We start from the raw sequence: 11988 nt of genomic DNA on the forward strand, positions 1-11988 counted from the left end.
ATTTCTACCAGCACGCGTCAACCAATCCGGAGTACCGGCTTAAGCGTCACGCCTTTTTCCGAATCTTCGGCGGCTCGATTGATTTCATCAAAAGGATAAAACTTAATCAGCTTGTCAAACGGAAACTTCCCCTGACGATAAAGCTCCACCAGCCTGGGAATGAAAATATCCGAGATCGACTGACCCTCAACGATTCCACGAAGCTTACGATTGAATAGCAGGAAGTTAATGTCAACGGGAACTGTGGCCCCCATAGGTGGCGCACCTACAATACCGATCTCACCGCCTATAGCAGAGCTGTGGATCGCCTGCGTAAGCACGGCGGGCAAACCGCTAGTCTCCAATACATACGGAACACCGTCAGCGAATATCTCTTTGATCGCCACAATGGGATCGTTAGCGGCCGGGTTAATAATGTGCGTCGCCCCAAGTTCACTGGCTAGTTCCAGCCGGTTTTCCTTAACGTCGACAGCGATGATGGTGGTACAACCTGCTACAACGGCAGCCATCACGGCCGAAAGACCAACTGCCCCAGCACCAAAAATTGCGATAGCAGAACCCGCTGGCGGATTAAGCGCATTCAGAACAGACCCTGCGCCAGTTTGAATGCCACAACCAAGAGGCCCAAGCAACTCAAGCGGTACGTCTTTTGTAACCTTCACAGTGTTGCGTTCATAAGATAGCGCATATGTCGCAAAGGAGGACTGCCCAAAAAAGCTTGCTCCCACCTCTGCCCCTTGGTGATCGTGGATGGTGCACTCCCCGGTTACCGAGCGCCCCATAAAGTTAGGGCCAAATGAGTTTGCACAACTAGTAGGGTCTCCGGAAAGACAAGCATCACAGCTCCCGCAGGTATAAAATGTCAAAACAACATGATCGCCCGGCTTAACCTTTTTGACCGCGGACCCAACACGCTCAACCACACCAGCCCCTTCATGCCCAAATACCATCGGTAGTGGAACCGGATAATGCTGATCGCGACAAACCAGATCCGTATGACACAGCCCGGTTGCAACCAATCTAACGAGAACCTGATCTTCAGCTGGCTCATTAAGAGCTACATGCTCAAGTAAGAACGGGCCATTTTTTTGGCGAACTATTGCCGCTTTGATTTCCATTTCCATCTCCTTCTTTATTCCAGACTAAAGCTATAAACCGATATTTACCAACTTTTGGACAACAACCTATTTATCTCACCGCCATCAATTTTTTGCCGAAAGACGATTCCAATCATAAATTTACCGATTAGCTCGAATACCCGTAAGCTCGACTATGCATCGAACCACAGTTAAACTTGTAAACTTCTGCTACTGCTAGCAAGGAGGTCTATTATAAAAACGGTCCGCAAACACTAATTCCCGCGCAACACCAAGTCGAACGAGCTCGGTCTCGGCAGCGTCCACCATAGGGGGCGGCCCGCAAAGGTATCCTTCATAAGGCTGCCCCGTGAGGTACTCCTTAAAATACTCGGTTACCATGCCACGTTTCCCTTTCCATGACGACGTAGAAGACTCTTCGGACAAAACTGGAATAAGCTCGAAGCGCCCAGCCCAATCGAGTTGCAGCGCTTCTATTTCGTCGAGGCAATATAGGTCACGTTGTTGACGAGCTCCAAAGAACAACAACACATCACGCTCTCGCTGGGCCTGGGTCATGCTCTGCAAAACACATTTAATTGGAGCAAGCCCCGTTCCGCCGGCTACGCAGACCATCGTGGCATTGCTCTCATGGAGCCCGAACTGTCCATAAGGCGCTCGCAGGGTTAGTGTCGCTCCCGTACGATCGCCACCAAATAGCCAACCACTGAAAACTCCACCTGGGACAAGGCGAACATGGAAGCTCAGGGAGCCGTCAGGTTGGGGCGGAGCGGAAAAGGAATAACTCCTTACAGCAGAGCATTCTGCACATTCTACATCTGCATACTGGCCGGGGTAGAAGGCTATCTGCTTATCGGGCACTACTTCCATCTCGATTATATCGTGCGCCAGCCGTTTCTGCTTACTAATCAAGGCACTCGTTTCTATTGGAACTAACGCCTGCCCGAGCACTGTGTCTAGCTCTATCTCGAGATCTTCTTTTGGTATGCATTGACAACCCAAACGATAGCCGGACTGATACAGATCGCCACTCAGACCCATAGCAGAAGAGGTCAACTCATTCACCCTGCCAGATATCAGTTTATATTTACATGTCCCACAAGATCCCACTTTGCAATCATGCGGAAAGGCAATTCCTTGATGCAGAGCGCTTTCCAGAATGGTTTGCCCGCGTGGCACCTTAAACTGAAACCCCTGCCCTCTGACTGAAACGGTAGATTCCGGAGGCGGCACAAATAAACCAGAGATTTTCTTAAAAAAACTCATTCATAAACCCATCGCTCAGTTAGACGCCCGTTAATTAGAAAAAACGGAAACTTTGTCCCATTTGGAACGTTTTTTTCAAAAAGAGACCGTAGAGTTCGTTCGCTCTTCGCTTATCTACGGTCTCAGTCGAAACGGTTTAGACTGCCTGTATTATCAAATGCTAGCCACCCGACCCAGTTCACTTTCACACCACAGTGGCCATCCCGCTTTTTTATTTGCAGCCATAGCCAGTTCGCGCTCACCTGGAGTTGCGTACCGCTGGTCCCAGTCTCTCAACTTTGGTTTTGCAATGAGAGCGAACCAAAGAGGCGGAATAAGCCCTAGAAGGAAACACACAAAGAGCGAAGGCATCTGCGGGGCTTCTTTTTCCGGACGCAACTCATAGAACCGTGTATAGCCGTCAATATGATGATTGATATGGTTAGTAATTTCGCAACCCAGCGGGCGCACAATTGTTCCCATATGATTCCACGCGTGGTGCAGGAGGATAGGCTGATCTAAATCGCGTACTAAACCATAGGGGTTCTACCCCATTTCCACGGACGGTTTGAAAAGGGCTGAAAACTTCAGATCTTGCCGGGCGACTCTACGACGCATTCGTGGGTTATGAAACCGCTCGATGTAGTCGAATAGATCCGCCCGAGCCTCATCACGAGTTCGATACGACTGATGGACAACGCGCTCCCGTTTGAGCTGACCGAAGAAGCCTTCACAGGCAGCGTTGTCGCCGCAATGCCCGACGGCACTCATACTGCACACCAGCGTGTTGCGATTCAGAAAGCGCTGGTAGTCGGCGCTGGTGAATTGGCTGCCGCGATCCGAATGCAGGATCACTGACCAGTCACCCTGGCGCTGCCAGATCGCCATCTCCACCGCTCGAATCACCATCTGCCGATCCTGGCGGTGATGCATCGACCAACCGATCACCAGCTTGCTGTACAAGTCGAGCACCACGCATAGAAAGAGTTTGCCTTCCTGGGTGGCGATTTCCGTGATGTCCGTGACCCACTTGCGCTCTGGTTCCTGCGCGGTGAAGTCGCGCTCCAGCAGGTTTTTCACGCCTGCTGGGCGGCTGCTGGCGACTCTTCCAAAGCCACGCCGCTTCCGGCGTGGCCAGCCTTGAATTCGCTCAGCCGCCATCAGGCGAGCAACTCGGTTCAGGCTGACGGCTTCGCCCTCGTCGAGCAAATCCTCGTGCATTCGTGGCGCTCCGATCACACCCCGGCTGTCCTCGTGAATCTCCCGAATGCGCTTCACCAAGCGCGCATTCTCCTGAGCTCGCGCGCTTGGTTCACGATCCTGCCAGGCGTAATAGCCGCTGGCAGAAACCTTCAGGCAACGGCACATCAATCGTACCGGGTACTCGTTGCGGCAGCGCTGGATCACCGTGTACCGCTCGATGACTCCTTGGCAAAGTACGCTGCCGCGTCTCTTAAAAAATCACGTTCCTTGGTTACTCGGGCCAACTCGCGCTTGAGGCGGGCAAGCTCCTCATCCCGCGGGCTTCCCGTTCCAGGAAAGGCTTTCTCAGTACCTGGTTGTGCCTCCCGCACCCAGCGTGTGAGCAGGTTGGGAGCAACACCAATCTCCATGGCCACCTGTCGACAGCTCGCCCCTGAACGACGAACCAACTCGATGGCTTCCCGCTTGAACTCGGGACTGTATTTCTTGCGTTTCATGAACACTCCTTCAGCTCGGTGTGAGCTTACTCGAAAGTGTCCGTGCTGACGGGGTAGAACCCAAGCGTTCACTGCCTGGCAACAGCTTGCGCCTGGGCCGGCAGGCTTGGCGCCGGCGCTGCATCTGCTGCTGCGCTCCGTGGGCCGAGTAGGTGCCGCAAGCCTGGCGATTACGACGCAGCTCCCGGCTGATGGTCGAGGGGGATCGGTTGACCAGGCAGGCAATCCTTCTCTGACTGAAGCCTTGGACATGACCGATTTGGATCGTGGCGCGCTCTGCAACGCTGAGTTCGGAATAGGACATGGGGCAGCACCTTACCGGAAAGGTCAGGTGTTGCACTCAGTTTTTGCCGCCGCCCACTCTCCAAGCTCTGAAATAGCGTTTCTCAAACTCCACTGGCGATAGCTGCATAGCGCTGCTGTGCCGGCGTTTGCCCGCGCTCTTTGTGGCCGCCTGCCAATCCAGGTCGGGTTTTTCGACCCGAAATGCCTTTGCGCATCTCCACTTTCAGCGTCTGACCTTGCTGGCCAGTTCGCCGCCGATGCCGAAGTGGCCTTTGGGCATCTCGGTTATGATCACTCGTACGCTGGTCAGCGGCGCATCCAGGGAGCGCGAGATGGCCTCGCTGACTTCCCGAATGAGGGTTTCCTTCTGCTCGTCGCTGCGGCCTTCAAGGATGTGGATCTGGGCAATAGGCATGGTGTGCCTCCTGAAGAAGAGGCCGCCCGGGCAGGGCGGCCGGATGGCTCAGACGAAGCGCGCGGAGACGCTGCCAAGCCCCTGGTAGCGCACGGTGATGTTGTCGCCCGGCGCTACTGCGACGGCGGCGGTGATGCCGCCGGTCATGATGAAGGTGCCGGCCGGTATGTGCTCGCCGCGCTCGGCCAGCAGGTTGGCGAGCATCGCCACGCTGGACAGCGGATGGCCGAGCACCGCGGCACCGGCACCGAGTTCCACCACCTCGCCGTTCTTCTCCATCACCACGCCAAGAGTGCGCAGGTCGACATCCTCCAGGCTGGCCATGCGACCGCCGGTGATATAGCGGGTCGAGGAGGCGTTGTCGGCCACCACGCTGATCAGGTCGAACTTGAAGTTCTCGTAGCGTGAGTCGATCACCTCGACGGTGGGGATCACGTAGTCGACCGCGGCGATCACGTCGCCGATATGGCAACCAGGCCCCACCAGCGGTGCCTTGGTGACCACCGCGATTTCCGCCTCGATCTTGGGGTGGATCAGCTTGGAACACTCCACCGTGCCGCCGTCGGGCACGCTGAAGTAGTCGGCGAGAAAGCCGTAGATCGGCGTCTCCACGCCCATCTGTGCCATCTTCGCCCATGAGGTCAGGCCCATCTTCAGGCCGACGATCTTGTTGCCGCGCTCCTCCTTGCGCCGGCGGATTTCCCACTGGATGTCGTAGGCATCGGCGAAGGTCATCTCGGGATAGTCGTTGGTGACCTTGTGGATGTCATGGGCCTGCAGTTCGGCGTTCTCGATGTGCTCGGCCAGGGCCAGCACCTGCTCGGGGCTGAGGGTACGGTTCATGCGCTCACCTTCTGGTTCTGGCGGGCCCGGGACATATCCAGGGCGAGGTCCTCGATCATGTCTTCCTGGCCACCGACGGTGCCGCGGCGCCCCAGCTCGACCAGAATGTCGCGGGCCGGTATGCCGTACTTCTTCTCGGCGCGCTGGGCAAACAGCAGGAACGAGCTGTACACCCCGGCATAGCCCAGGGTCAGCGCATCGCGGTCGACGCGGATCGGCTGATCCATCATCGGCACCACCAGGTCCTCGGCGACGTCCATGATCTTGTAGAGGTCGATGCCGGTTTCCACGCCCATGCGCTTGCACACCGCGACGAAGACTTCCAGCGGGGTGTTGCCGGCACCGGCGCCGAGACCGGCGACCGAGCCGTCGATGCGTGAGGCACCGGCTTCGATGGCGGCCAGCGAATTGGCGATGGCCATGCCCATGTTGTGGTGGCCGTGGAAGCCGATCTCGGTGGCCGGGTTCAGCTCGGCGCGCAGCAGGCCGATCTTCTCGCTGACTTCATCGGGCAGCATGTAGCCGGCGGAGTCGGTGCAATAGATGCAGTTGGCGCCGTAGCTTTCCATCAGCCGCGCCTGCTCCAGCACTTTTTCCGCGCTGATCATGTGCGCCATCATCAGGAAGCCTACGGTATCGGCGCCCAGCTTGCGTGACATGCCGATGTGCTGCTCGGAGACATCGGCCTCGGTGCAATGCGTGGCCACTCGAATGGTGGAGACGCCACAGTCGAGCGCCATCTTCAGGTGGTCGACCGTGCCGATGCCTGGCAGCAGCAGGGCGGATACCTTGGCCTGCTTGAGGCGCGGGATCACCGCACGCAGGTATTCCTCGTCGCTGTGCGCGGGGAAACCGTAGTTGATCGAGCGACCGCCGAGGCCGTCGCCGTGGGTGATCTCGATCAGTGGCATGCCGGCAGCGTCGAGGCCGGTGGCGACCGCGATCATCTGCTCGAGGCTGATCTGGTGGCGCTTGGCGTGCATGCCGTCGCGCAGGCTCATGTCGTGCAGGGTGACGTTCTTGCCTTGCAGATTCATGGTGCGACTCCTTTAGGCCAGTGCCGCTTCACGACGTGGCAGTTGAATGGTGCCGGCGGCGATTTCCTCGGCGAACATCTCGCCGGTGCGCAGGGCGGCGGCGGTCATGATGTCGAGGTTGCCGGCGTACTTGGGCAGGTAGTCGCCCAGGCCCTCGACTTCCATGAAGATCGAGACGCGGTTGCCGTCGAATACCGGGCCGTTCTTCAGCCGGTAGCCGGGCACGTACTTCTGCACCTCGGCGATCATCGCGTGGACCGATGCGGTGATCGCATCCTGGTCCGGTTCGGTTTCGGTCAGGCAGTGGATGGTGTCGCGCATCATCAGCGGCGGCTCGGCCGGGTTGACGACGATGATCGCCTTGCCTTCCTTGGCCCCGCCGACCTGCTCGATGGCGCCGGCGGTGGTGCGGGTGAACTCGTCGATGTTCTTGCGGGTGCCCGGGCCGATGGAGCGCGAGGACACGGTGGCGACGATCTCGCCGTAGGCCACCGGCTGCACGCGCGATACCGCGGCGACCATCGGGATGGTGGCCTGGCCACCACAGGTGACCATGTTGACGTTCATTTCCAGCGTGCCGACATGCTGCTTGAGGTTCACCGGCGGCACGCAGTACGGGCCGATGGCGGCCGGGGTCAGGTCGACCATCAGCACGCCCAGCTCGTTGAGCTTGCGGCTGTTCTCGGCGTGTACATAGGCGGAGGTGGCATCGAAGGCGATGCGGATATCGTCCTCGAGCACGTGCGGCAGCAGGCCGTCGACGCCCTCGGCGGTGGTCTTCAGGCCGAACTCGCGGGCGCGCTTGAGGCCATCGGACTCGGGGTCGATGCCGACCATCCAGACCGGCTCGATCCACTCGGAACGCAGCATCTTCATCACCAGATCTGTGCCGATGTTGCCCGGGCCGATAATGGCGGCTTTCAGTTTCTTGTTCATCAGGCTGTCCTCGATCAGATGAAGCGCACGGAGGCGCTGCCGATGCCGCCGATCTCGACGCGCATGAAATCACCGGCCTTGACCGGTTCCAGCGGAACCAGCGAGCCGGACAGGATCACTTCGCCGGCCTTCAGGCCGATGCCGAAGTGGCCGAGGGTGTTGGCCAACCAGGCGACGCAATTGACCGGCGAGCCGAGCGCAGCCGCTCCAGCGCCGGTGGAGAGCAGCTGGCCGTTCTTCTCGACCAGCATGCCGCAGGTGACCAGATCGACCTGGCGCGGTGAGACGGCCTGGTCGCCGAGCACGAACAGCCCGCAGGAGGCGTTGTCCGCCACGGTGTCCTGGATCTTGATCTTCCAGTCCTGGATGCGCGAATCGACCACTTCGAAGCAGGGGATCACGCATTCGGTGGCAGCCAGCACGTCGGCGTTGGTCACGCCCGGCCCCATCAGGTCCTTCTTGAGGATGAAGGCGATCTCGCCCTCGGCGCGCGGCTGGATCAGCTTCTCGCTGATCGGCATGGCTTCGCCGCTGTTGTAGACCATGGCATCGGTGAGGTAGCCGAAGTCCGGCTGGTGCACGCCGAGCATGTTCTGCACGGCCTTGCTGGTGACGCCGATCTTCTTGCCGATCACCCGCTCGCCGGCGGCCAGGCGGCGTTCCAGCATGCGCAGGGAAATGTGGTAGGCGTCCTCGACGCTGATGTCGAAGCCGCGGCTGGTCAGCGGCGTGACGGTCTCGCGCTGGACCATCGCCTGGTAGAGCTCGTCGCCGAGTTCGTTGATCAATGTCTTGTCCATATCGGTCTCTCTCAGGAATGGAGGGCGTCGGCCTCGGCGAGGAAATTCTCGACCAAGCGGGCGAAACGCTCGGCGTGTTCGATCTGGGTCCAGTGGCCGCACTGGCCGAACACGTGTAGCTGGGCGTTGGGAATCCACTGCGCGAGGGTCAGCGAAGCCTGCAGCGGGATGATCCGATCCTCGCGGCCGTGGATGACCAGGGTTTCGTTGGGCAGGGCGCGGATATCGGTCTCGTTGCTGGCCAGATCGTCGACTCCGTTCTGCCGTGGCGGCGGGAACATCGCGGCGAACGACTCCTGAAAGCCGGGGCGGATGCTGGCCTGGTAGCGCAGCTCGGCCAGCTCGTCGTTGACCAGGGTGCGGTCGTGGGCGAACAGATCGAGCAGCCTGCGCATGTTGGCCAGCGACGGCGTGTAGCCCCAGGCTGTTTCCAGTCCTGCGGTGATGGGGAAAGACACACCGACGCTGCCCATCAGCACCAGCCGGCGCACACGCTCGGGGTGACGGATGGCCAGTGCCAGTGCCAGCCCGCCGCCGAACGAGTTGCCGACGATGTCGGCCTGCTGGATGCCGAGGGCGTCGAGCACGCCGATGGCATGCTCGACCCAGCGCGCCTGGCTGTACTTGCCATCGGCCGGACGTTCGCTGTAGCCGAAGCCGAGCATGTCCGGGGCGATCACCCGGCGCGTCTGCGCCAGCTGCGGAATGATCCCGCGCCAGTTGGCCCAGGCGGTGACGCCGGGGCCGGAGCCGTGGATCAGCAGAGCCGGGAAGCCTTCGCCCTGATCATGCAGGTTGGTGCGGTAGCCGGCGGCGAGGATTTCGCGACCGATTTCAGGGCTTTGCTGCGGTGCGTTCATGACCAGGTCCTCAAAGTTTCACACAGATGTTTTTCAGCTCGGTGTAGAACTCCAGCGAGTGCACACCCCCTTCGCGCCCGATGCCCGACTGCTTGCTGCCGCCGAAGGCGGTGCGCAGGTCGCGCAGGAACCAGCTGTTGACCCAGACGATGCCGGCCTCAATCTGCCCGGCGACGCGGTGGGCGCGCGAAGCGTTCTCGGTCCAGATCGCCGAGGCCAGGCCGTAAGGCAGGCTGTTGGCCAGTTCAATGGCTTCCTCCTCGCTGTCGAACGGGCGGATATGGCAGCAGGGGCCGAAGATTTCCTCGGTGACCACCGCCGAATCGTCGGCCAGGCCGGTCCAGATAGTCGGCTGCACCCAGGCGCCGCCGGCCAGGTGCGCCGGCATCTCCGGCACGCCGCCGCCGGTGACAACGGTGGCGCCGTCGTCGACTGCCTGCTGGTAGTAACTGAGGACTTTTTCACGGTGCTTATGGCTGATCAGCGGGCCGAAATTGGCCTCTGGATCGTTCGGTTCGCCGATCTTCAACGCTTCGGCGCCGGCCTTCAGGCGGGCGACGAACGCGTCGAAGATCGGCCGCTCGACATACACCCGCTCGGTGCCCAGGCAGACCTGGCCGCAGTTGGCGAAGGCCGAGCGCAGGGTGCCCTCGATGGCCTTGTCCATATCGCAGTCGGCGAAGACGATGCCGGCGTTCTTGCCGCCCAGCTCCAGCGACACCTGGCGCACGCCCTTGGCCGCGGCGCGCATGATGGTTTCGCCGGTGCCGGTCTCGCCGGTGAAGGTGTAGGCGTCGACGTCCGGGTGCTCGGTGAGGAAGGCCCCGGCCGAATCGCCGCCGAAACCGTGCACCACGTTGTACACGCCGGCCGGCACACCGGCGGCCTGCATCACCTCGCCGAGCAGGGTGGCGGTCAGCGGGGTTTCCTCGGATGGTTTGACCACCACGCAGTTGCCGCAGGCCAGGGCCGGGCCGACTTTCCAGGTCATCAGCAGCAGCGGCAGGTTCCACGGGCTGATCACCCCGATCACCCCCTTAGGCCGGCGCACGCCGTAGTTGAGTGCACCGGCGCCGTCCGGGGTGGCCATCTCGAAGGCTTCATTGGCAACATTCTTGAGCAGGTCGGCGAACACCTTGAAATTGGCCGCGCCGCGCGGAATGTCGATGTGGCTGGCCAGCGACTTCGGCTTGCCGGTGTCCAGGCATTCGGCCTCGAGAAACTCGCCGAAGCGCGCCGTGATGCCATCGGCCACGCGATGCAGAATCTCAGCGCGCTCGGCCACCGTCATCTTCCCCCAGGGTCCCTTCAGCGCAGCGCGTGCCGCCCTGACCGCGGCGTCGACCTCGGCGCGGCCGGCCTCGTGGACGCGGCCGATCACCTGGCCGTTGGCCGGGCTGACATTGTCGAACAGCTTGCCGCTGGCCGAACCGACGAAGGCACCGCTAATGAAATGCTTGATTTCTTTCATCTGCGCAATCTCTGCAATAAGTCGTACCGGACCATCAGGTCAGCACGGTCATGAATCGTTCGTTGAGAATGCGGTCGTGGTAAAAGATCGCCTTGCCCAGCTGGTCGGTGGTCCAGGTCACCGGTTTGTGGTCCGGGTAGTTGTAATCTCCCCCGCAGAACACTTCGTTGCGGTTACCGGACGGGTCGAAGAAGTAGATGGTCTTGCCGTGAGTGAGGCCGTGGCGGGTTGGGCCGATATCGATAGATGTGTCGGTCATGGAGATCAGGTCGGCGGCGCGAAGCAAGTCTTCCCAGGTTTCGAGGTGGAAGGACACATGATGGAGGCGGCCTTTTTCCGGATGGTGAATGAAGGCCACGTCGTGGGCCTTGGTCGACAGACTGAGAAACTGGGCGACGCGCGTGCCATTTTCGTCCAGCACCTGTTCGGCCAGATAGAAGCCGAGCACCTTGGTGAACAGGTCATAGGTCGCCGGCAATTCGTCGCCATACATGAGGGCGTGGTCGAAACGCACAGCCGCCATACCTTTCAGATCGCGCGGCCATGCCTCGGGATTGACGTCATTCAAACCCCACTTTCCAGTATATTCCTTGTCTGCATACAACTCGAAGTGATGCCCGGAGGGGGCCTGGAAGCGCACGCGCCGGCCACAACTGTTCAGTTCACCTGCGGGTAGCTGCTCAACGGCACAGCCATATGCCATCAGATCCCGCTCCAGTTGCCGGAGAGCATCCTCATCCACAACCTTGAAACCCATAAAATCCATGCCCGGCTCGTCAGCCTCGCGTAGCACCAGGGAAAACTTATCCACTTCGGTCCAAGCCTTCAGATAGACACGGCCCTGGTCGTCACGGTCCATCTCGATCAGGCCCAGCAACTCGACGTAGTGTTCCAGGGCCTTGCTCATGTCCAGTACACGCAGCTGCACATGGCCCGGTCGCATTACACCTTTGTTCATGACGTCACCTCTTCATAGTTCTTGTTGTCAGGTTTGTTTCCGCCAACGTGGCGAAAGTACTCGATGGTCAAGTCGGTTTGCGGAAACACTTGACAGGCCAGGGCCAGGCCTTCGGCGGCGGCCTTGGCCGGCACGTGACCGCGGCTCATGCGTCCGCTCCGGTAGGCTCCGCTGAGCACCCGCACTCTACAAAGGCCGCAACCGCCACCGCGACAGCCCACCGGTATGCAGCGCTTGCCCTGGGCTTCCATGGCGCGCAGCACCGACTGGCCCTCCGCGCAGCGGAATGACTGGCCGCTTAGCACTTCGAACACCTCGTAGCCGGCACTGTTCATATTCAT

Annotated in this window: 12 protein-coding genes and 2 pseudogenes; all 14 read right to left on the bottom strand. The window is 60.2% G+C overall.

Annotated features, from left to right (window positions below; all coding sequences use genetic code 11):
* Nucleotides 1-17: 17 nt before the first annotated feature.
* Nucleotides 18-1118 carry an NAD(P)-dependent alcohol dehydrogenase gene (locus REH59_RS23400; RefSeq protein ID WP_045633711.1) on the bottom strand — a complete coding sequence of 367 codons (1101 nt, stop codon included), beginning with the start codon at nucleotides 1116-1118 and terminating at the stop codon, nucleotides 18-20.
* Nucleotides 1119-1313: 195 nt separating this feature from the next.
* Nucleotides 1314-2363, bottom strand: a complete 1050-nt coding sequence (locus REH59_RS23405) for a 2Fe-2S iron-sulfur cluster-binding protein (RefSeq protein WP_134637439.1) — start codon at nucleotides 2361-2363, stop codon at nucleotides 1314-1316.
* A gap of 153 nt (nucleotides 2364-2516) precedes the next feature.
* Nucleotides 2517-2882, bottom strand: a pseudogene (gene xylM / locus REH59_RS23410) (xylene monooxygenase subunit XylM); the annotation flags it as partial.
* Between the two features lie 6 nt (nucleotides 2883-2888).
* A protein-coding gene (locus REH59_RS23415; RefSeq protein WP_103455382.1) for an IS3 family transposase occupies nucleotides 2889-4042 on the bottom strand; the annotation gives its coding sequence in 2 pieces (ribosomal slippage) (nucleotides 2889-3796 and nucleotides 3796-4042; 1155 coding nt in all).
* Nucleotides 4043-4106: 64 nt separating this feature from the next.
* Nucleotides 4107-4346 (bottom strand): annotated as a pseudogene (locus REH59_RS23420) (helix-turn-helix domain-containing protein); the annotation flags it as partial.
* Between the two features lie 204 nt (nucleotides 4347-4550).
* The gene (locus tag REH59_RS23425) at nucleotides 4551-4742 is read right to left on the bottom strand and encodes a 2-hydroxymuconate tautomerase (protein ID WP_004575912.1); all 192 of its coding nucleotides are present in this window, start codon (nucleotides 4740-4742) and stop codon (nucleotides 4551-4553) included.
* A 48-nt stretch (nucleotides 4743-4790) separates the two neighbouring features.
* A complete protein-coding gene (dmpH, locus tag REH59_RS23430) occupies nucleotides 4791-5585 on the bottom strand; it encodes a 2-oxo-3-hexenedioate decarboxylase (protein WP_064481768.1) in 795 nt (264 codons plus the stop codon).
* The gene (dmpG, locus tag REH59_RS23435; RefSeq protein WP_045633704.1) at nucleotides 5582-6622 is read right to left on the bottom strand and encodes a 4-hydroxy-2-oxovalerate aldolase; all 1041 of its coding nucleotides are present in this window, start codon (nucleotides 6620-6622) and stop codon (nucleotides 5582-5584) included. Before dmpG ends, dmpH begins: the two co-directional genes overlap by 4 nt.
* A 12-nt stretch (nucleotides 6623-6634) precedes the next feature.
* Nucleotides 6635-7558 carry an acetaldehyde dehydrogenase (acetylating) gene (locus tag REH59_RS23440; protein WP_064481767.1) on the bottom strand — a complete coding sequence of 308 codons (924 nt, stop codon included), beginning with the start codon at nucleotides 7556-7558 and terminating at the stop codon, nucleotides 6635-6637.
* A gap of 14 nt (nucleotides 7559-7572) precedes the next feature.
* Nucleotides 7573-8358, bottom strand: a complete 786-nt coding sequence (gene dmpE / locus REH59_RS23445; protein ID WP_045633702.1) for a 2-oxopent-4-enoate hydratase — start codon at nucleotides 8356-8358, stop codon at nucleotides 7573-7575.
* A gap of 11 nt (nucleotides 8359-8369) precedes the next feature.
* The gene (locus tag REH59_RS23450; RefSeq protein ID WP_045633701.1) at nucleotides 8370-9218 is read right to left on the bottom strand and encodes an alpha/beta fold hydrolase; all 849 of its coding nucleotides are present in this window, start codon (nucleotides 9216-9218) and stop codon (nucleotides 8370-8372) included.
* Between the two features lie 10 nt (nucleotides 9219-9228).
* The gene (locus tag REH59_RS23455; protein ID WP_064481766.1) at nucleotides 9229-10689 is read right to left on the bottom strand and encodes a 2-hydroxymuconic semialdehyde dehydrogenase; all 1461 of its coding nucleotides are present in this window, start codon (nucleotides 10687-10689) and stop codon (nucleotides 9229-9231) included.
* 34 nt (nucleotides 10690-10723) lie between these two features.
* Nucleotides 10724-11647, bottom strand: a complete 924-nt coding sequence (locus REH59_RS23460) for a catechol 2,3-dioxygenase (protein WP_011005909.1) — start codon at nucleotides 11645-11647, stop codon at nucleotides 10724-10726.
* Nucleotides 11644-11982 carry a 2Fe-2S iron-sulfur cluster binding domain-containing protein gene (locus tag REH59_RS23465; protein WP_045633698.1) on the bottom strand — a complete coding sequence of 113 codons (339 nt, stop codon included), beginning with the start codon at nucleotides 11980-11982 and terminating at the stop codon, nucleotides 11644-11646. The genes REH59_RS23460 and REH59_RS23465 overlap by 4 nt, the downstream gene beginning before the upstream one ends.
* Nucleotides 11983-11988: the final 6 nt, after the last annotated feature.

Source organism: Pseudomonas sp. BO3-4 (assembly GCF_034044115.1).
In the GTDB taxonomy this organism is placed as follows: Bacteria; Pseudomonadota; Gammaproteobacteria; order Pseudomonadales; family Pseudomonadaceae; genus Aquipseudomonas; species Aquipseudomonas alloputida.

Coding starts and splice junctions, on each gene's coding strand:
- REH59_RS23400 (WP_045633711.1), bottom strand. CDS start 1,118: ATGGAAATCAAAGCGGCAATAGTTCGCCAAAAAAATGGCCCGTTCTTA.
- REH59_RS23405 (WP_134637439.1), bottom strand. CDS start 2,363: ATGAGTTTTTTTAAGAAAATCTCTGGTTTATTTGTGCCGCCTCCGGAA.
- REH59_RS23425 (WP_004575912.1), bottom strand. CDS start 4,742: ATGCCTATTGCCCAGATCCACATCCTTGAAGGCCGCAGCGACGAGCAG.
- dmpH (WP_064481768.1), bottom strand. CDS start 5,585: ATGAACCGTACCCTCAGCCCCGAGCAGGTGCTGGCCCTGGCCGAGCAC.
- dmpG (WP_045633704.1), bottom strand. CDS start 6,622: ATGAATCTGCAAGGCAAGAACGTCACCCTGCACGACATGAGCCTGCGC.
- REH59_RS23440 (WP_064481767.1), bottom strand. CDS start 7,558: ATGAACAAGAAACTGAAAGCCGCCATTATCGGCCCGGGCAACATCGGC.
- dmpE (WP_045633702.1), bottom strand. CDS start 8,358: ATGGACAAGACATTGATCAACGAACTCGGCGACGAGCTCTACCAGGCG.
- REH59_RS23450 (WP_045633701.1), bottom strand. CDS start 9,218: ATGAACGCACCGCAGCAAAGCCCTGAAATCGGTCGCGAAATCCTCGCC.
- REH59_RS23455 (WP_064481766.1), bottom strand. CDS start 10,689: ATGAAAGAAATCAAGCATTTCATTAGCGGTGCCTTCGTCGGTTCGGCC.
- REH59_RS23460 (WP_011005909.1), bottom strand. CDS start 11,647: ATGAACAAAGGTGTAATGCGACCGGGCCATGTGCAGCTGCGTGTACTG.
- REH59_RS23465 (WP_045633698.1), bottom strand. CDS start 11,982: ATGAACAGTGCCGGCTACGAGGTGTTCGAAGTGCTAAGCGGCCAGTCA.